The following is an 18,854-nucleotide window of genomic DNA, read 5'->3' on the forward strand; positions in this document are numbered from 1 at the left end:
GGACGCGGGCGGCGCCCGACCATCGACAGGAGAGAGATGTCTTCGATCGCGGACCGGACGATAGCGGCACTGCGCAGCGGGCACGACGCCCTCGCCGCCTTCGTCGGCAAGCTCGGCCCGGACGACCTGACCCGGCCGTCCGGCGCCAGCGACTGGCAGGTGTCCCAGGTGCTCAGTCACCTGGGCAGCGGCGCGGAGATCAACCTGGCGGCGCTGCGTGCCGCGCAGGCCGGCGAGCCCGCGCCCGGCGGCGAGTTCAACCAGTCGGTGTGGGCGCGGTGGGACGCGATGCCGCCCGCCGAGCACGCCAGCGGTTTCCTGGAGGCCAACGAGCGGCTCGTGCGGGCGTACGAGGAGCTGGACCCGGCCGCCCGGGCCGACCTGCGCATCGACCTGGGCTTCCTGCCCGAGCCGGTGGACGTGGCCGGCGCGGCGGGGCTGCGGCTCAGCGAGTTCGCGCTGCACCGGTGGGACGTCGAGGTCGGCTTCGACCCGTCCGCGACGGTGGCGGCCGACGCCGTGCCGCTGCTGCTCGACCAGGTCGGGGGGATGCTCGCCTGGACCGGCCGGCCGGACGTCCTGGGTGGGCGGCGCGCGGTGCTGGCCGTACGGCTGCACGACCCGGAGCGGACCTACGGGCTGCGCCTGGGCGAGCGGCTGGAGCTGACCGACGCCCCGGCGCGGCCCGACGGTGAGCTGGTGGCCCCGGCCGAGGCCTGGCTGCGGCTCACGGTGGGGCGGCTGGGCCCGCGGTACACCCCGGAGGGCGTACGCGTGAGCGGGCCGGTGAGCCTCGACGAGCTGCGGGGCGTCTTCCCCGGCTTCTGACCGGGGGGACCGATGACGCGCGGTCCTGGTCGTCGTGGCGCCGTGGGGCCACGACGACCAGGATGCGGCGCGATCCCGGCCGGCGCGGGGGCGGTGTCAGGCGGGCGCCGGGCCGGTGGAGTCGCGGACCACGAGCGTGTGGCCGGTGGAGCGGCGGCGGGGCCGGACCGAGCGGGGCTTGAGCGCGAGGGCGAGGGCCATGCGTCCCATGTCGGTCATCGGCAGCCGGACGGTGGTGAGGCTGGGCGCCAGGTCGGCGGCGACGGAGACGTCGTCGAAGCCGACCACGGACATCCGCTCCGGCACGGGGATGCGGTGTGCGCGCAGCACGGCGAGCACGCCCATCGCCATCGCGTCGTTGAGCGCGATGACGGCAGTCGTCTCCGGGTGGTCGCGGAGGATCTGCTCGCCGGCCCGGCGCCCGCCCTCGCGGGTGAAGTCCGTGTGCACCACCGGCAGGTCGGCGAGGTCGAGCCCGTGCTGCCGCAGCGCCTTGCCGACGCCCGCGAGGCGGTCGACGACGGTGGTGAGGTCGGCGCTGCCGGCCGCCACGGCGATCCGCCGGTGGCCCAGCGCCAGCAGGTGCTCGGTGAGCGCCCGGCCGCCGGCCTCGTTGTCGGGCAGCACGGCGTCGACGCCGAGGGAGTGCCGGCCGATCACCGCGACCCGCCCGCCGAGGTTCTGGTACGCGGACAGCTCCGCCCGGGTCTCCGCCTCGATCCGCTGGTCGGTGTAGCCGGAGCCGGCGACCAGGATGATGCCGACCCGCTGGGCGATGAGGTGCCGGATCTGGCGCAGCTCGAAGTGCGGGTCGCGCCCGGAGTGGCAGATCTGGACGAGCAGCCCCTGCTCGGCGGCGACCTCGATGACCCCTCCGGCGATCTCCGAGAAGTACGGGTCGTCCACCTGGTGCACGACGAGGCCCACGGTGGAGCTCGCCCCGCCGGCCAGCGTGCGCGCGTACGGGTTGGCCACGTAGCCGAGCTCCTGGGAGATCCGCCGCACCCGGTCGGCCACCTCCTCGCTCACGCCGTCCCGGCCGGACAGGGCGCGTGAGGCGGTCGCCAGCGACACGCCGGCCCGCTCGGCGACGTCGACGAGGCGCAACCTCGAGCCAGGTTTCGGCATCAGTGACACTCCCGAGACATCGATGCAGGCACCTCCGGCTATTGCCAGTGACGCAGGACACAGCCTAGAGTACGAAAGCGCTTTCGTAAGCGCTTTCGGCCCGGAGCAAAGGAGCGTCCGAGCATGACCACCCGGATGACGACAATGAGATGGGCGACGGCGTTCGGCGCGACGATGGTGCTCGCGCTCGCCGGTTGCAGTGGGGGTGACGACGGTGGTTCGTCCTCCGACGATCCGATCGTGGTCGGGATCTCGCTGCCACTCACGGGAGACTTCTCCGAGCCCGGCAAGGGCGTGCAGCGCGGCTACCAGGCCTGGGCGAAGATCGTCAACGACAAGGGCGGCCTGCTGGGCCGCCAGGTCGAGCTGAAGATCCTCGACGACCAGTCCAACGCCGACCGGGTCGTCTCCGACTACGAGCAGCTCATCGGCCAGGACCAGGTGGACATCGTGGTCGGTCCCTTCTCGACCCGGCTCGTCGTGCCGGCCGCCCGGGTCGCCGAGGAGTACGGGATGCTGTTCGTCGAGCCTGCCGGCGCGGCGAAGGAGGTCTTCGAGCAGGGCTTCAAGAACCTGTTCTACGCCGCCCCGGCCGTGGCCGACGACCACTACAACCACCTCGCCGAGTACATCCTCGGGCTGCCGGCGGGTCAGCGGCCCGCCACGGCCGCGTACGCCGCCATGGACGACCCGTTCGCCCAGGGCACCGCGTACGGGCTGAAGAAGAAGCTGGAGGAGGGCGGCGTCCGCACGGTCGTCGACGAGGTGTACCCGCCCAACACCACGGACTTCAGCGGCATCGCCGCGAAGATCGCGTCCTCGAAGGCGGACATCGTGGTCGGCGGCTCCCAGTACCAGGACGGCGTCAACCTCATCGTCGCCCTCCAGCAACTGGACTACCAGCCGAAGCTCGCCGCGTTCTCGACGGCGCCGACGAGCCCCGAGTTCGCCGCCGCGATCGGCAACAAGACCGAGGGGATCCTCGCGCCCACCGGCTACACGCAGAAGGCGCCGTACCCGAGCAACGTCGAGTTCGTCGAGAAGTACACCGCCCAGTTCGGCTCGCCGCCGGAGGAGGACGAGGCGAACGCCTACACGACCGGCCAGGTCGTCGCGGCGGCCGTCACGGCGGTGGGCTGCGCCGAGCAGGGCGAGTGCCAGCAGAAGCTCGTCGACTGGGTGCGGAACAACACCGTGGAGACGGTCGTCGGCCCGCTGAGCTGGGACGCCACCGGCAAGCCGCAGGGCGCCCACATGATCCAGCAGTGGGTCGGCGGCGAGATCCAGATCGTGCTCCCGGCCGACGCCAAGGAGACCGACATCGTCTACCCGAAGCCGGCCTGGTAGGCGCCGATGTCCTCTGGCACGCTGATCTTCCAGAGCGTCGTCCTGGGCGTGCTCCTGGGCGGGCTCTACGCCCTGCTGGCCTCGGGCCTGACGCTCTACTTCGGCATCATGCGGGTCGTGATGATCGCCCACTCGGCGTTCCTCATCCTCGCCGCCTACCTGGCCTGGTGGTCACACACCCGGCTGGGCGTCGACCCGCTGCTCTCCCTGGTCGTGACGGTGCCGCTCTTCTTCGGGGCGGGCGTGCTGCTCCAACGGCTGCTGCTGTCCCGGCTGCGACCGGCGACGCTCACCATGATGTCGGTGCTGCTGACCTTCGCCATCGCGGTCGTCATCGAGGGGCTGCTCGGGTACGCGTTCACCGGCACCCAGCGGCGCATCCAGCTCGGCTACGGCGCGGCGAACCTGGAACTGTTCGGCGCCCGGATCGCCGTGGTCAAGCTCATCGCGTTCGGGCTCGCCGCGGTCGCGCTGCTGACGCTCTACCTCCTGCTGAAGAAGACCACCTTCGGCTGGTCGCTGCGCGCCACGATCCAGCACCGCGACGCGGCCCGCCTCGTGGGGATCGACACCGACCGCGTCGCGGGCTACGGCTTCGGCATCGGCCTGGCCACCGCGGCCGTCGGCGGCACCGCGCTGGCCCTCGACACCACCATCTACCCGTCCCTGCACTGGCACTGGATCGGGCCGCTCATGGCCATCATCGTGGTCGGCGGGCTGGGCAGCGTGCCCGGCGCCGCGGCCGCCGCCATGCTGCTCGGCCTCACGCAGAGCCTGCTGCAGATCCCGCTCAACACCACCTGGGCGCAGACCATCTTCTACCTCGCGCTCTTCGCCACGCTGGCGTTCCGCCCGCAGGGATTCTTCGGAGGCCGGCTTGCCCAGCGCTTCTGACCTCACCCGCACCGCCGTCCGGCCGGGGTTCACCCCGGGCCGGGTGGCCCGGGGCGTCCTGCTGGTGGCGCTCGTCGCCGCCGTCGCGTCGTTCCCGTCGCTCGCGCCGAACCCGTACATCCTCTCGGCCGGCATCGTCGTGCTGAACTACGCCCTGCTGTCGACCTCGTGGAACTTCGTCGGCGGCTTCACCGGCTACATCTCGCTCGGGCACGGCGCCCTGGCCGGGCTCGGCGCGTACGGCACGGGCCTGCTCGTCACCCGGGCCGGCGTGCCGAGTTTCCTGGCCCTCGTGATCGCGGCCCTCGCCGTGGCGGCGCTCGCCGTGCCGATCGGCTACGCGGCGCTGCGCGTGCGCGGCGCCTCGTTCGTCATCGTCTCCATCGCCCTGGTGCTGGTCCTGCTGCTGGTGTTCCAGAGCTGGGCGTCGTTCACCGGCGGGTCCCGCGGCCTGACCGTGCCGCGCCCCTTCCCGGACCTGCTGCGACCCGAGCACCACCGGGTGTTCTGGTTCCTCTTCGCCGGGCTGCTCGCCGTCGCGCTGCTGGCCTGGTGGCTGATCGACCGATCGCGGTTCGGTCTCGGGCTCAAGGCGATCCGCGAGGACGAGGACAAGGCCGAGTCGCTGGGCATCCCCACGTTCGCGTACAAGCTGGTGGTCTTCGTGGTGTCGGCCGGTTTCACGGCCGCCGCCGGCGGCCTCTACGCGCTCTGGTTCGGCGACCTCGACCCGGTCTTCCAGTTCTCGATCCTGACCGGCTCCTACATGGTGCTCATGGCGCTGCTCGGCGGCGTACGCACGCTGTTCGGCCCGCTGCTCGGCGCGCTGGTGGTCGGCACGGCGCTGGAGTACTTCAAGGTCGAGTACGGCAACACGCCGCTGCACCTGGTCGCCACCGGCCTGCTGCTCGCGCTCGTCGTGCTGTTCATGCCCGACGGCGTGCTACCGGCGCTGGCCGCCGGGCTCGACCGGTTCCGTCCGGCGCAGCAGTCGATCCGCGAGGTGACGGCGGCCGAGCTTCGCGAGCAGCGGGAGCGCGACGCCGCCTCGCCCGAACTGGCCGGGGCCAGCCCCGGCGCACCGTCGACGAAGGAGCGGCCATGAGCGAGCGTGGCGAGCGAATCATCGGGCACTGTGCGGTGGAGTCTCGTGGCGGCGCCGACCGGAGGGAGGCGGCGGCATGAGCGAGCGTGGCGAGCGAATCATCGGGCACTGTGCGGTGGAGTCTCGTGGCGGCGCCGACCGGAGGGAGGCGGCGGCATGAGCGAGCGTGGCGAGCGAATCATCGGGCACTGTGCGGTGGAGTCTCGTGGCGGCGCCGACCGGAGGGAGGCGGCGGCATGAGCGACGAGAGGGGGGCGCTGCGCACCGAGGGGTTGACCAAGGCGTTCGGGGGCGTGGTGGCCCTCGACGGCGCGAGCGTGGCCTTCCAGCACGGCCGGGTCAACGCGCTCATCGGCCCGAACGGCTCCGGCAAGACGACGTTCTTCAACTGCGTCACCGGCATGATCCGGGCCGACTCGGGCCGGACCACCTACCGGGGCCGGGACATCACGCGCGCCGCGCCGCACGCCGTCGCGCACGCCGGCATCGGCCGCACGTTCCAGCTCTGCCGGGTGTTCCCCCGGATGTCGGCGCTGGACAACGTGCTCGCCGCCGTGCGACCGTCCGGTCTGCTCGGGCAGCTGCGCGGCGCCCGCGGCCGGGCCGAGGTCGACCGGGCGCGCGGCTGGCTGACCCGGCTGGGCATCGAGCACCTCGCCGACGTGGAGGCGCGGAACATGTCCTGGGGCCAGCAGAAGCTGCTGGAGCTGGCCGGTGTGCTCATGAGCGAGCCGGAGACCGTGCTGCTCGACGAGCCGGCCGGCGGGGTCAACCCGGCCCTGCTCGACCGCATCGGCACCCTCGTGCGGGACCTCAACGCCGAGGGGCGGACGTTCGTGATCGTCGAGCACAACATGGACCTGGTGATGAGCATCAGCGACCACATCGTGGTCTTCGACCGGGGCCGCCCCATCGCCGAGGGGCCGCCGTCGGTCATCCGCTCGGACGAACGCGTGCTGGGAGCCTACCTTGGCGTCTGAGATCGAACTCGTCGACATCCAGGCCGGCTACGGGCGCGCGGCCCCGGTGCTGCGCGGCCTGTCCGTCGCCGTGCCGGCCGGCACCATCGTCTGCCTGGTCGGCCCGAACGGGGCCGGCAAGTCCACCGTGCTGAAGGTCGCGAGCGGGCTGCTCAAGCCCCGCTCGGGACGGATCCTCGTCGGCGGCCGGGAGATCACCGGCCAGGGTCCACAGGCGATGCTCGCCGCCGGGGTCGCGCACGTCCTGCAGGGCCACAGCGTGTTCCGCGAGATGACGGTGGCCGAGAACGTGCTCCTCGGCGGGTACACGCTGCGGGACAAGGCGTTCCTGGCCCGCCGGGTCGAGTTCGTCAAGGAGCTGTTCCCGGTGGTGGCGCAGCGGTGGGACAGCCTCGCCGGACTGCTGTCGGGCGGGCAGCAGAAGCAGGTCGAGTTCGCCCGCTCGCTCATGGTGGACCCGAAGGTCGTGCTGCTCGACGAGCCGTCGATGGGCCTGGACCCGAAGGCGACCGCCACCGTCTTCGAGCAGGTCGTGCGGATGCGCGACGCCGGCACGGCCGTCCTGCTCGTCGAGCAGAACGCCCGCCGGGCGTTGGAGACCGCCGACCTCGGGTGCGTCCTCGACCTCGGCCGGGTGCACATCTCCGGCCCCGCGTCCGAGCTGCTGGCCGATCCGCAGCTCGGCGAGCTCTACCTCGGCGGACGGCCCGCCGAGCCGCCCGTCACCCCGAAGCGCTGACCCACGGCACCACCGCACCACCGACATAGCGAGGTCCGGCCCGTCCGGTAAGCGCTTACCGGCACCGGACCGACGAGGTTCGTGGCACGAGAGAGGTGTACGCGATGTCGAGAGCACGACGCGCCGCCGCCGCCACCGCCGCCGTCGTGGCGGCCGGGGTGCTGGCGGGTGCCGCGGCGCCACCCGCGTCGGCCGGCGGATCCGGCCCGCGCGACGTCCACCCGTCCCTACGAGACAACCTGGTCGCCTTCTACGACTTCGACCATCCCGTGCCCGGCGACGAGGCGCTGGAGCGGGACCGGGGCCGGTCCGGCACGGAGATCGAACTGGTCAACGGAGGGGCCGACATGCGGGTACGCGACCGGGCGTACCCGGGCAGCGGCCGGGCCCTGCAGACCCGGCAGGTCTCGCCGACGGTCGCCGGGAACGACGACTGGAAGGCCGGCATCTACTCGGCCAGCGGCGTGCGTACCCTGCGCGCCTTCAACGCGGTGGACGGCACGACGGTCATGGGCTGGTTCAAGGTCGAGATGACCGAGCCCCGACCCAACTCCAACACCGCCAACCCCGACGACCGGTACAACGCGATCGGGCTCGCCGGCGTCCTGACCGGCGACTCGGACGGCCACGGCGTCCGCGCGCTGCTGGAGCTCATCGACGTGAACGGTGAGCTGCGGCTGGTCGCCCTCGGCCGGCGGCTCGACGGCGGCAACTCCCAGACGTTCGCGGCGGCGCAGGACTGGCGCACGCTGCTGCCCGCGGGGCAGTGGGTGCACCTCGCCGCGACGTTCGACTTCGGCGCCGGCACGATGGCGCTCTACCGCGACGGCCAGCCACTGGCCGGTTTCTACACCCGCACCGACGACCCGTGGCTGGTCGCCGGCCCCGGTCCGCACGTCACCACCGCCTCCGACCCCCGGGGCATCAAGATCGGCGGCAGCTACCCGCAGGACACCCGCGAGCAGAACCCGTGCGACTGCCGGATGGACTCGCTGATGTTCCTCGACCGCGTGCTCTCCGCGCGCGAGGTCGAGCGGCAGTACCGGCACATGGCCCGCGGGCGCTGACCGCGACCGCCAACCCACCACCCACCCGTCCCCCGAGAATGGAGTGACCTGTGCGCATCTCCACTCGCCGCCCGCGCAGATCGGTGACGACGGCCGCGCTCGCGACCGCCGCGCTCGCCCTCTCGCTGGTCGCCGCGGCGCCCGCCCGGGCCGCCGACCCCGTCTACGACCCGATCCCCGAGGTGCCGACACAGAGCCGCCTCGGGCTCGTCCTCACCGAGTACGCCTCGTTCCCGAAGTCCGAGCCGACCCCGGCGCCCACCGACACCCGGCTCATGCGGCACGCCCGCATCAACACCATCATGGAGATCCCCGACGGCTCGGGCCGCCGGGCGGTGCCCGACCTCAACGGCAAGCTCTATGTCGTCCAGGGTGGCGTCCCACACGTCTACCTCGACGTGGCGGCGACCTTCGCCCCCAAGTTCTTCTCCGGTCGCGGCCTCGGCCAGGGCTTCGGCTACGTGGCCTTCCACCCCGACTTCGCGCGCAACGGCAAGTTCTACACCGTCCACACCGAGCAGGCGTCGCTCGCCACCGAGGTGCCCGACTGGTCGCAGAGCGGCACCATCTACCACGGCATCATCACCGAGTGGACGGCCGACGACCCCGCCGCCGACACGTTCTCCGGCACCCGCCGCGAGGTGCTGCGTCTCGGCTTCGGCGGCCAGGTCCACGGCATCCAGGAGATCAACTTCAACCCGACGGCGAAGAAGCGCGACCCGGACTACGGGATGCTCTACATCGCCGCCGGTGACGGTGGCCTCGGCGTGCGCAACAGCGACCCGCAGAACCTCGCGCTGCCGCACGGCAAGCTGCTGCGGATCGACCCGCTGGGCACCAACGCCGCGAGCGGGCGGTACGGCATCCCGCCGTCCAACCCGTTCGTCGGCCGGCCGGACGTGCTCGGCGAGATCTACGCGGTGGGCTTCCGCGACCCGCACCGGTTCAGCTGGGACCGGCAGACCGGGAAGATGTACCTCGGCCACATCGGCGAGCACGCCATCGAGGCCATCTACGAGGTACGCGCCGGCGACAACTTCGGGTGGAGCGAGCGCGAGGGCCAGTTCGTGTTCGACAAGACCTCGACGCGCCCCTGCGACAAGCTGTTCCCGCTGCCCGAGGACGACGAGCGGTACGGGTACACCTACCCGGTCGCCGCGTACGACCACGACCCGGCGCCGGGCTGGAACTGCACCTCCGACGTCGGCGTCGCGGTGGCCGGCGGCTTCGTCTACCGGGGGCGGGACGTGCCGGCGCTGCGCGGCAAGTACGTCTTCGGCGACCTGGTCGACGGTCGCGTGCTCTACACCGAGGCGAAGCAGATGCGGCGCGGTGCGGGGCTGGCGCCCATCCACCGGCTGGCGCTGTTCGACGCCGACGGCACCCCGGTGCGGATGCAGGACCTCTCCGGCCCCGGCGCGCCGGGCGACCCGAACCGCGTCGACCTGCGGTTCGGCACCGACGCGCGCGGCGAGCTCTACATCCTGGCCAAGGCGAACGGAAAGGTCTGGAAGGTGACCGGTACGCGGCAGTTCGCCGCCGGGAAGCCCGGGACGACCACGGTCCGGGACACCATGCGGCCCAGCAACTGGGCGCCGGTGACGCCGTCGAAGTGGCGGTTCACCGGCAAGGAGGTCATCCTGGCCGAAGCCGGCGAGCAGCGGCCCGGCCCGCGCCGCCCGTTCGAGTACGCCGTGCTGACCGCCGGCCCGGAGTTCGGCGCCGTCGACATCACGGCCGAGGTGCGGTTGGACACCCCGGTCGAGGTCACCAACCGGGACGTGATCATCGTGTTCGGCTACCGCTCGGACACCGAGTTCTACTACGCGCACCTGTCCACGGACAACACGATCCTGCCGCACAACGGCATCTTCAAGGTCGACAACGCCGACCGGGAACGCATCGACCATCAGTGGAACGGGCGCTCCCGTGGTGCGGCACCGGCCGTCGTGGACGCGGACTGGCACACCGTGCGGGTGCGTCACCTGCCGGCGACCGGCGAGATCGCCGTCTACGTCGACGGGGCGAAGGACCCGCTCATGACCGCCCGGGACACCACGTTCACCTCGGGTCGGGTGGGCTTCGGCTCCTTCGACAACATCGGGCGGCTGCGTGACCTCACCGTACGCGGCACCCCGGCGGCCTGACGCCGTCGTGACCGGACACGGGCAGGGGAGCGGCGGCAGGTCCGCCGCTCCCCGCCATCCCGGCGGCGGGCGCGGTGGTGGGTCAGGCCGGCAGGCGCGGCGTGCTGGCGCGGACGACCACCTCGCCGGCCACCCGGCGCAGGCGGGGGCGGTCGGCGCCCTCGTCGAGGGCCAGCCGGACGGCCAGCGCGCCGATCTCCTCCAGCGGGATCCGCACGGTGGTCAGCGCGGGGCTGACGTCCCGGAGGGTCGCGATGTCGTCGAACCCGGCGACCGCCATCCCGGCGGGCAGGTCGACACCCCGGTCGCGGAGGGCCGCCATCGCGCCCACGGCCATGACGTCGTTGACGGCGAACACGCAGCTGACGTCGGGTTCCTCGTCGAGCAGGCGCTGCATGGCCGCGTAGCCGCCGTCGCGGGTGAACGGCCCGGGCACGACGTGCTCCGGGGCGAGGCGGCCGCCGCGGTGGGCCACCGCCTCGCGGAAGCCGTCCACCCGTTCCGCGGCGGTGAGCAGGTCGGCGGGGCCGGCGAGCACGGCGAACCGCCGGTGCCCGAGGTCGTGGAGCGTGTGGCCGAGGTCGCGCGCGCCGGCCCGGTTGTCGATCGAGATGGTGTCCACCGGCAGTCGGGGCTGGCTGACGGCCACGGCCCGCCCGCCCTCGGCCTCGAACGCGGCGAGTTCCTCGGCGAGCCGGTCGGTGGCGGCCCGGTCGTCGGTGCGGCTGCCGACCACGATGACCACGGTGGCCCAGTGCCGCCGGAAGGCGCCCACGTAGTCGGTCTCGGCCCCTGGCCGGTGGCCGGTGCTCGCCATGGTGACCAGCAGGCCGTGCGTCTCGGCCTCGCGCATGACCCCGGCCGCCACGGCCGAGAAGTACGGGTCGGCGATGTCGTGCAGGGAGAGGCCGATGATCCGGGTGCGGCGGCGGGCCATCGCCTGGGCGTGGGCGTTGGGGGAGTAGCGCAGCTCGGCCGCCGCGCGCAGCACCCGTTCGCGCAGCGCCTCACCCACCACGCGGTTGGCGCTGCCGTTGAGGGCGCGGGAGGCGGTGGCCAGGGAGACGCCGGCGCGGCGTGCCACGTCGTGCAGCGTGACGGAACCGGTCACGACAGGTCCTTCCGCAGACGCCGGTGTGGATTCGTCCGCCGCCAGCCTAGGAACTCGCCGATCAGCGCGTCAAACGTCGGTGACCTGCGCTTCCGCGTCCCGCGTCGCCGGGTTTCCGGCCCGGGTCGCGGCGGCCGGGCTCGGGTCTTGCACCCCCGGCGCGCTCTGCCATACCGTTCCGGTAAGCGCTTTCCCAAGGAGGTCCGTCGATGGGCGGTCGCAAGCTCGGCGTGGTGATGAACGGGGTGACCGGTCGGATGGGATACCGGCAGCACCTCGTCCGATCCGTCCTCGCCATCCGGGAGCAGGGCGGTGTGACGCTCGCCGACGGCACCCGCGTCCAGCTCGAACCCCTGCTGGTCGGCCGCAACGCCACCAAGCTGCGCGAGATCGCGCGGCGGCACGACCTCCCACGATGGACGACCGACCTGGACGCCGCGCTGGCCGACGCCGACTACCCGGTCTACTTCGACTCCCAGGTCACCCAGGTCCGGGAGAAGTCGCTCATCCGGGCGATGGACGCCGGCCGCCACGTCTACACCGAGAAGCCGACCGCCGAGTCGCTGACCGGGGCGCTCGACCTCGCCCGCCACGCCCGCCGGGCCGGCGTGAAGAACGGGGTGGTGCACGACAAGCTCTACCTGCCCGGCCTCGTGAAGCTCAAGCGGCTCGTCGACGGCGGGTTCTTCGGCCGGATCCTGTCGGTGCGCGGCGAGTTCGGCTACTGGGTCTTCGAGGGCGACTGGCAGCCCGCGCAGCGTCCGAGCTGGAACTACCGCGCCCAGGACGGCGGCGGCATCGCGCTGGACATGTTCCCGCACTGGAACTACGTGCTGGAGAACCTCTTCGGCCGGGTGCGGGCCGTCACGGCGCGGGTCGTCACGCACATCCCGCACCGGTGGGACGAGCAGGGCCACCGCTACGACGCCACGGCCGACGACGCGGCGTACGCCATCTTCGAGCTCGACGGCGGGATCGTCGCGCAGGTCAACTCCTCGTGGGCCGTCCGGGTCAACCGGGACGAGCTGGTCGAGTTCCAGGTGGACGGCACCGAGGGCAGCGCGGTGGCCGGGCTGCACCGGTGCCGGGTGCAGCACCGGGCCGTCACCCCGAAACCGGTGTGGAACCCGGACCTCGTGGAGACCCAGCGCTTCCGCGACCAGTGGCAGGAGGTGCCGGACAACGCCGTGCTGGAGAACGGCTTCAAGGCGCAGTGGGAACAGTTCGTGCGGCACGTCGTCGAGGACGCGCCGAACCCGTACGACCTGCTCTCGGGCGCTCGCGGCGTGCAGCTCGCCGAGGCCGGGCTGCGCTCGTCGCGGGAGGGCCGCCGCGTCGAGCTGCCGGAGCTGACGGCGTGAGCGCGGTCGTACGCCTGCCGCGTCCCGACGGGACGGTGGAGGAGCGGCGGCTCGCCGGGCCCGCCGACTGGCCGCGCCCGGCCCGGCCCCTCGCCTCCCGGGTCGCCTTCGCCGCCGCGCACGTGGTGGCCGACCCGCTCGGCGACAACACCCCCGGCGCGCCGGCCGCCGTCGACTGGGAGGCGACCCTCGCGTTCCGGCGGCACCTGTGGTCGTACGGGCTGGGCGTGGCCGAGGCCATGGACACCGCGCAGCGCGGCATGGGGCTGGACTGGGCCACCACCCGAGAACTCGTCGCGCGCAGCGCGGCCGAGGCCCGCACGGTCGGCGGGCGCATCGCGGCCGGCGCGGGCACCGACCACGCCCCGGCCGACCTCGCCTCCCTCGACGACGTGACGGCCGCGTACGCGGAGCAGATCGAGGTTATGGAGGCCAGCGGCGCGCAGGTCATCCTCATGGCCAGCCGCCAGCTCGCGCGGATCGCCCGCGGCCCGGAGGACTACGCGAAGGTGTACGGGCGGCTGCTCGACCAGGTGTCCCGACCGGTGATCCTGCACTGGTTGGGGCCGATGTTCGACCCGGCGCTGCACGGCTACTGGGGCTCACCCGAGGTGCCGGCGGCCACGGCGGCGCTCCTCGACCTGATCGGCCGGTACCGGGGCCGGGTCGACGGGGTGAAGGTGTCGCTGCTCGACGCGGAGCACGAGCGGGGGCTGCGGGCGGCGCTGCCGTCCGGCGTACGCCTCTACACCGGCGACGACTTCCACTACCCGGAGCTGATCCGCGGCGACGGCGTGCACCACAGCGACGCCCTGCTCGGGGTGTTCGCGGCCATCGCGCCGGCCGCCTCGGCCGCGCTCCAGGCCCTCGACGCGGGCGACCCGGCGCGGTACGACGCCCTCCTCGCGCCGACCGTGCCGCTGGCCCGGCACATCTTCACCGCGCCGACCTGGTACTACAAGACCGGCATCGCGTTCCTCGCGTGGCTCTGCGGCCACCAGCCCGGCTTCACCATGGTGGGCGGCCTGCAGAGCGGCCGGTCGGTGGTGCACCTCGCCGAGCTGGCCCGGCTCGCCGACGACGCGCGGCTGCTGCCCGATCCCGACCTCGCCGCGGCGCGGCTGCGCGCGTTCCTCGACGTCGCGGGGGTGTCCCGGTGACCGGCGGCGCGGCGGTGACCGGCGACGTCGCCGTGGACGTGCCGTCGGGCCGGCCGGCCGCCGTGCCCACCCCGCGTCCGGGCGACCCGCGGCTGGCCCGGCTGTCGCTGAACCAGAAGACCACGGACCGGTGGTCCGTCGCCGAGGCGGTCGCCGGCTGTGTCCGGGCCGGGCTGCCGTCGATCGGGCTCTGGCGCGAACCCGTCCAGGCGATCGGGGTGCCCACCGCCGCCCGCCTCGTGGCCGACGCCGGTCTGCGGGTGTCCTCGCTGTGCCGGGGCGGGTTCCTCACGGCCGCCGACCCGGCGCGGCGGCGGCGGGCGCTCGACGACAACCGCCGCGCCGTCGACGAGGCCGCCGAGCTGGGCGCGGCCTGCCTCGTCATGGTGGTCGGCGGCCTGCCCGAGGGGTCGCGCGACCTCGCCGGCGCGCGGGAGCGGATGGCCGAGGGCATCGCCGAGCTCGCGCCGTACGCGGCCGGCCGGGGCGTACGGCTGGCCCTGGAACCGATGCACCCGATCTTCTGCGCCGACCGGGGTGTGCTGTCCACCCTCGGGCAGGCCCTCGACCTCGCCGAGCGGTTCCCCGCCGAGCAGGTCGGTGTCGTGGTCGACACGTTCCACGTCTGGTGGGACCCGGACGTGCTGGGCCAGATCCGGCGCGCCCGGGGCCGCGTCGCGAGCTTCCAGGTCTGCGACTGGATCACGCCGCTGCCGCCGGACGCCCTGCTCTCGCGCGGCATGATGGGCGACGGGCACATCGACTTCCCGCTGCTGCGCCGGGCCGTCGAACAGGCCGGCTACGCCGGCGACATCGAGGTGGAGATCTTCAACGCCGAGGTGTGGGCGGCCGACCCGGACGCGGTGGTGGCCACGCTGGCGCGCCGGTACGTCACCCACGTCCTGCCCGACTGAGCGGCCCCTCAGAGGACCTGGGACAGGAAGCGGCGCAGCCGGGGGTGCTCCGGCGTCTCGAAGATCGCGGCCGGCTCGCCGGCCTCCAGCACCACGCCGCGGTCCATGAAGGCCACCGTGTCGGCGACCTGCCGCGCGAAGCCCATCTCGTGGGTGACCACCACCATGGTCATGCCGCCGGAGGCCAGGTCGGCCATCACACCGAGCACGCCCTTGACCAGCTCCGGGTCGAGGGCGCTGGTCGCCTCGTCGAAGAGCATCACCTGCGGTTGCAGCGCCAGCGCCCGGGCGATCGCCACCCGCTGCTGCTGCCCGCCGGACAGGTGCCCCGGGCGGGCGTCCGCCTTGCCGGCCAGGCCCACCAGCTCCAACTGGGCCCGCGCGATCGCCACCGCCTCGTCCTCGGGCAACTTCTTGATCCGCCGCAGCGCCAGGGTGACGTTGCGCAGGACGCTCATGTGCGGAAACAGGTTGAACTGCTGGAAGACCATGCCGACCCGCTGCCGCAGGGCGTCCGGGTCGTCGGCCAGCACGCTGCGGCCGTCGAGGAGCACGTCGCCGCGGTCGGGCTCGATGAGGCGGTTGATCGTACGCAGCAACGTCGACTTGCCGGAGCCGGACGGCCCGATGACGCACGCCGTCGCGCCGCGCGCCACGGTGAGGTCCACGCCCCGCAGCACCCGGTTGGCGCCGAAGGCCAGGTGGACGTCGCGCACGCCCAGGCTGACCGACGTGGTGGTGTCGATGCTCATCGCTGGTTCCCTCCCGCCGCGCCGGGCAGCGCCAGGTCGGTGTCGTCGATGTCGTCGGCCGGCCCGGCGGCGGGCCGCCCGTGCCGCAGCCGCCGGTCGATCGCGTTGACCACGTGGGTCAACGGCACGGTGAGCGCCAGGTAGAAGAGCCCGGCCAGCAGCAGCGCCGACTCGTTGCCCGTCGTGGCGGCGTAGTCCTGCCCGATGCGGAACAGCTCCCGCTGGCTGGCCACCAGGCCGAGGAAGTAGACGAGGCTGGAGTCCTTGATCAACGCGATGAGCTGGTTGACCCAGGCCGGCAGGACCCGGCGTACGCCCTGCGGGATGATGACCACCCGCATGGCCTCGCCCCAGGAGAACCCCAGGGCCCGGGCGCCCTCCAACTGGGCCGCCTCCACCGACTGGATGCCGGAGCGGAAGATCTCTCCGATGTAGGCGGCGGCGATCAGGGAGAGCGCCAGGATGCCCAGCGGGTACGGGTTCGGCCCCCACACCTGCATGCCGAGGGGCGCGAGGCCGACGCCGATCAGCAGGATGGTCGCGGCGGCCGGCAGCCCCCGGAACACGTCGGTGTAGACGCGGGCCGGCCAGCGCAGCCACCGGGTGCGGGAGATGCCCGCGATGGCCAGCAGCATGCCCAGCACCGAGCCGAGCAGGGCGGCGGAGACCGCGAGGATCAGCGTGTTGGGCAACCCGACGGTGAGCATCTCGGGCAGCGCCTCGCGCATCGACTCCCAGTCGAAGAAGGTCTCCCACAGGGTGCGCAACGGATCCATCGGCCGTGTCTCCTACCGCTCCGCTCGTTCGTTTCTTCCGTCAGGACGCCGCCGACGCCGACGCGCTCGGCGCCGCGGGGACCGCCACCGTGCCGCTGCCCGGCTTGAAGTCCTCGGGGATCGGCCGGCCCGGGTAGTACTGGGCCTGCAACCGGCTCCACGTGCCGTCGGCGATGACCTCGTCGAGGCCCTTGTTGAGCGCCTCGCGCAGGGCGTCGTTCCCCTTCGCCACCGCGTACGCGGTCGGCGCGGGGCTCAGCAGCTTCGCGGCCACGACGATCTTCCCGCCGCTGTCCGCGGCCGACTTGTCGCCGATCTCGGCCGGGGCGATCCAGGCGTCCGCGGTGCCGGCCTTGAGCTGGTTGATCGCGCCGTTGTAGTCGGGCACCCGCACGGGGTCGAGGCCCTTGCTGGTGGCGTAGTCGTCCTGGACGGTGCCCTGCACGACGACGACACGCTTGCCCGGCAGCTCGTCGAAGCTGCGGATCGGGGAACCGGCGGGCACGTCGAGTCCGAAGTAGCCGAAGTCGTAGCCGTTGCCGAAGTCGACGGTCTTCTTCCGCGCCTCGGTGATGGTGATCGAGGAGCTGCCCACGTCGAACTTGCGGTTGTTGACCTGCGAGAGCAGGGCGGAGAAGTCGGTGGCCACGAACTCGACCTTCAGGCCGATCTTGCCAGCGACCGCGCGCAGGAGGTCGTTGTCGAAGCCGGTGAACTCGCCGTCCTTCAGGTACACGTTCGGCGGGGCGTCGGTGAGCGTGCCGGCGCGCAGCACGCCGGGCTGGAGCAGGTGGTACGGGTTGTCGGCGGCGCCGGACGAGGAGCCGTCGCCGCAGGCGGTGAGGGTGGCGGCGCCGAGGATCGCGGCCGCGCCGAGGGCGGCCAGCCGGGTCAGGGCAGGAAGGATTCGCACAGGTGTCTCCGGAGTCGGTCAACGGCGGGGCACGGGCGTGCGCCGCCGACGGCGCACCCGACGGGTGGGCCGCTGGACGGATCGGTGTGGCGGGAAGGGGCGCCGTCAGCGCCGGGCGCCGCGCGGACAGGCGGCGCTGCACACCCACATCATGTCGACGTGTCGGCGCCGGGTCAGACGCGGCGACAGCGGCCAGCGATCGGACGCGTCGGGCGCGCCGAGGCCGACGGACGGGATGGTGTGCTCACACGACATTGGCTCTCCTGGGTCGTTGCTGACCTGGGAACCAGGCCACGCTTGCACCGGATGTCGCTCCGGTGCCCGGTCCTCACCCGGGGCACCCCACCGCGGAGGAGGGTTGCCGGCCAGCAAGCCGGGGCTACGCGCTGGCGCTCATGACCTGCGCAGAGGCTAGCAGCCCACCGCCGGGCATCGTCCAGCCGATATGACCACCCTCACGCGACGGCGGGTCGAGCCGCGACGGCGCCGGGTCGGGTCCCGCGGGACCGGGCGGCGGGCGGCCTTGTCGGGGCGCGACGTCACCGGGTCGGGTCCCGCCGGACCGGGCGGCGCGGCGCCCGGTCCTGCCCCGGTCCGCCGGTGTGGTCCGGCCGGGACCGGGTACCCGGCGGACACGAGCACCGCCGGGGGAGGAGCGCGCCGTGACCGACAAGCACGAGCAGGCCGAACGGATGCGTCCGGACGTGCCCTCGACCGTCGCCCGCTCCGACGACAAGGCGGTGCGGACGTACAAGAAGACGCTCGAGTCGGCCGAGGAGACCTACGGCGACGGGGAGCGGGCCCACCGCACGGCCTTCGCCTCGCTGAAGCACACCCACGAGAAGGTGGGCGACCACTGGGAGCCCAAGGAGCACCCCGGCCCGTCCGACCCGCAGGCCGAGCTGGGCACCCCCGCGTCCCGTTCGCGGCCCCGGGACACCGCGCAGGGCGTGGACGCCAACGCCAGCAAGGGCCACCTCGACGAGGTGGCCCGGAAGGTCGGCATCGCGCGTCCGCAGGACATGGCGAAGGACGATCTCGTCCGGGCCATCGAGAAGGCCAACGCCCGGGCCACGTCCCGCGCCCGCCGGCGGAGCTGACACCGCCCGCCGGTCGGATTCCGGGCGGGCGCGGCGGTGGGATGATGCCGGCGGGCCCGCCGGGCGGCGGCGGGCAGGGAGGTGGTCGCCATGACGGCCAACCGGGACATCGTCGCCCGCGCCTTCGCGGACTGGTCCGCGGGCACCGGCGGCATCACGGACATCTTCGCCCCCGACATGCGCTGGGAGATCGTCGGCAACTCGGCGGCGGCCCGGACGTACCACACGGCCGAGGAGTTCGTGAGCGAGGTGCTGCGGCCGTTCAACGCGCGGTTCGGCACGGACACGCCGTTCCGCCCGGTGACCGTCCGGGCGATCTACGAGGACGCCGACGCCGGCACGGTCGTGGTGCTCTGGGACGGCGCCGGGGTGACCGTCACCGGCGCCACGTACGCCAACACGTACGCCTGGTTCCTGACCTTCCGCGACGGCAAGGTCGTCGACGCCACCGCCTTCTTCGACAGCATCGCCTTCAACGACCTCTGGCGGATCGACGTCGACGCCGTGGACGGCGCTGGCGAGCCGTAGGTCG

18 protein-coding genes and 1 riboswitch are annotated in these 18,854 nt (G+C 73.2%); of the genes, 13 read left to right on the forward strand and 5 right to left on the reverse strand.

Going from position 1 to position 18,854, the window contains the following annotated elements; genetic code table 11:
- Positions 1 to 36: 36 nt before the first annotated feature.
- On the forward strand, positions 37 to 828 hold the full coding sequence (locus OG994_RS05415) for a maleylpyruvate isomerase family mycothiol-dependent enzyme (RefSeq protein WP_120326383.1): 792 nt from the start codon (positions 37 to 39) through the stop codon (positions 826 to 828).
- A 96-nt stretch (positions 829 to 924) separates the two neighbouring features.
- Here OG994_RS05415 and OG994_RS05420 read toward each other — a convergent pair whose 3' ends face one another.
- Positions 925 to 1,956: a LacI family DNA-binding transcriptional regulator gene (locus OG994_RS05420; protein WP_120326382.1), complete on the reverse strand. Its 1,032-nt coding sequence runs from the start codon at positions 1,954 to 1,956 to the stop codon at positions 925 to 927.
- Positions 1,957 to 2,079: 123 nt separating this feature from the next.
- On the opposite strand from OG994_RS05420, the gene OG994_RS05425 reads away from it, so the two are divergent.
- The 7 genes from OG994_RS05425 to OG994_RS05455 all read left to right on the forward strand — a co-directional run bounded on the left by OG994_RS05425 (position 2,080) and on the right by OG994_RS05455 (position 10,235).
- Positions 2,080 to 3,303: an amino acid ABC transporter substrate-binding protein gene (locus tag OG994_RS05425; protein ID WP_240032726.1), complete on the forward strand. Its 1,224-nt coding sequence runs from the start codon at positions 2,080 to 2,082 to the stop codon at positions 3,301 to 3,303.
- 6 nt (positions 3,304 to 3,309) lie between these two features.
- The gene (locus OG994_RS05430) at positions 3,310 to 4,197 is read left to right on the forward strand and encodes a branched-chain amino acid ABC transporter permease (protein ID WP_328852404.1); all 888 of its coding nucleotides are present in this window, start codon (positions 3,310 to 3,312) and stop codon (positions 4,195 to 4,197) included.
- Positions 4,181 to 5,302 (forward strand): branched-chain amino acid ABC transporter permease, encoded by a 1,122-nt coding sequence (locus tag OG994_RS05435; protein WP_240032725.1) that lies wholly within the window; start codon positions 4,181 to 4,183, stop codon positions 5,300 to 5,302. Before OG994_RS05430 ends, OG994_RS05435 begins: the two co-directional genes overlap by 17 nt.
- 236 nt (positions 5,303 to 5,538) lie before the next feature.
- Positions 5,539 to 6,282 (forward strand): ABC transporter ATP-binding protein, encoded by a 744-nt coding sequence (locus tag OG994_RS05440; RefSeq protein WP_120326380.1) that lies wholly within the window; start codon positions 5,539 to 5,541, stop codon positions 6,280 to 6,282.
- Positions 6,272 to 7,021, forward strand: a complete 750-nt coding sequence (locus tag OG994_RS05445) for an ABC transporter ATP-binding protein (RefSeq protein ID WP_120326379.1) — start codon at positions 6,272 to 6,274, stop codon at positions 7,019 to 7,021. Before OG994_RS05440 ends, OG994_RS05445 begins: the two co-directional genes overlap by 11 nt.
- 104 nt (positions 7,022 to 7,125) lie before the next feature.
- A complete protein-coding gene (locus OG994_RS05450; protein ID WP_120326682.1) occupies positions 7,126 to 8,088 on the forward strand; it encodes a LamG-like jellyroll fold domain-containing protein in 963 nt (320 codons plus the stop codon).
- 50 nt (positions 8,089 to 8,138) lie between these two features.
- A complete protein-coding gene (locus OG994_RS05455) occupies positions 8,139 to 10,235 on the forward strand; it encodes a PQQ-dependent sugar dehydrogenase (protein ID WP_328852405.1) in 2,097 nt (698 codons plus the stop codon).
- 82 nt (positions 10,236 to 10,317) lie between these two features.
- On the opposite strand, the gene OG994_RS05460 is transcribed toward OG994_RS05455, so the two are convergent.
- The gene (locus OG994_RS05460; RefSeq protein ID WP_120326377.1) at positions 10,318 to 11,346 is read right to left on the reverse strand and encodes a LacI family DNA-binding transcriptional regulator; all 1,029 of its coding nucleotides are present in this window, start codon (positions 11,344 to 11,346) and stop codon (positions 10,318 to 10,320) included.
- Positions 11,347 to 11,555: 209 nt separating this feature from the next.
- Here OG994_RS05460 and OG994_RS05465 point away from each other — a divergent pair, with 209 nt between their 5' ends.
- The 3 genes from OG994_RS05465 (at position 11,556) to OG994_RS05475 (ending at position 14,781) form a co-directional block, all read left to right on the forward strand.
- Positions 11,556 to 12,707, forward strand: coding sequence for a Gfo/Idh/MocA family protein (locus OG994_RS05465; protein ID WP_120326376.1), 1,152 nt, complete (start codon positions 11,556 to 11,558; stop codon positions 12,705 to 12,707).
- The gene (locus OG994_RS05470; protein ID WP_328852406.1) at positions 12,704 to 13,867 is read left to right on the forward strand and encodes a dihydrodipicolinate synthase family protein; all 1,164 of its coding nucleotides are present in this window, start codon (positions 12,704 to 12,706) and stop codon (positions 13,865 to 13,867) included. The genes OG994_RS05465 and OG994_RS05470 overlap by 4 nt, the downstream gene beginning before the upstream one ends.
- A gap of 92 nt (positions 13,868 to 13,959) precedes the next feature.
- Positions 13,960 to 14,781 carry a sugar phosphate isomerase/epimerase family protein gene (locus tag OG994_RS05475; protein WP_328853667.1) on the forward strand — a complete coding sequence of 274 codons (822 nt, stop codon included), beginning with the start codon at positions 13,960 to 13,962 and terminating at the stop codon, positions 14,779 to 14,781.
- An 8-nt stretch (positions 14,782 to 14,789) separates the two neighbouring features.
- Here OG994_RS05475 and OG994_RS05480 read toward each other — a convergent pair whose 3' ends face one another.
- The 3 genes from OG994_RS05480 to OG994_RS05490 are packed head-to-tail and all read right to left on the reverse strand — an operon-like array spanning position 14,790 to position 17,222.
- A complete protein-coding gene (locus tag OG994_RS05480) occupies positions 14,790 to 15,527 on the reverse strand; it encodes an amino acid ABC transporter ATP-binding protein (RefSeq protein ID WP_328853668.1) in 738 nt (245 codons plus the stop codon).
- Positions 15,528 to 15,529: 2 nt separating this feature from the next.
- Positions 15,530 to 16,309 (reverse strand): amino acid ABC transporter permease, encoded by a 780-nt coding sequence (locus tag OG994_RS05485; protein WP_120326374.1) that lies wholly within the window; start codon positions 16,307 to 16,309, stop codon positions 15,530 to 15,532.
- Positions 16,310 to 16,349: 40 nt separating this feature from the next.
- On the reverse strand, positions 16,350 to 17,222 hold the full coding sequence (locus OG994_RS05490) for an ABC transporter substrate-binding protein (RefSeq protein ID WP_328852407.1): 873 nt from the start codon (positions 17,220 to 17,222) through the stop codon (positions 16,350 to 16,352).
- Between the two features lie 288 nt (positions 17,223 to 17,510).
- A riboswitch (SAM riboswitch) is annotated at positions 17,511 to 17,623 on the reverse strand.
- Positions 17,624 to 17,914: 291 nt separating this feature from the next.
- Here OG994_RS05490 and OG994_RS05495 point away from each other — a divergent pair.
- Positions 17,915 to 18,322, forward strand: coding sequence for a ChaB family protein (locus tag OG994_RS05495; RefSeq protein ID WP_328853669.1), 408 nt, complete (start codon positions 17,915 to 17,917; stop codon positions 18,320 to 18,322).
- Positions 18,323 to 18,412: 90 nt separating this feature from the next.
- A complete protein-coding gene (locus OG994_RS05500; protein ID WP_328852408.1) occupies positions 18,413 to 18,850 on the forward strand; it encodes a nuclear transport factor 2 family protein in 438 nt (145 codons plus the stop codon).
- The last annotated feature ends 4 nt before the right edge of the window (positions 18,851 to 18,854 follow it).

Origin of the sequence: Micromonospora globbae (assembly GCF_036184225.1) — a bacterium.
Classification (GTDB): domain Bacteria; phylum Actinomycetota; class Actinomycetes; order Mycobacteriales; family Micromonosporaceae; genus Micromonospora; species Micromonospora globbae.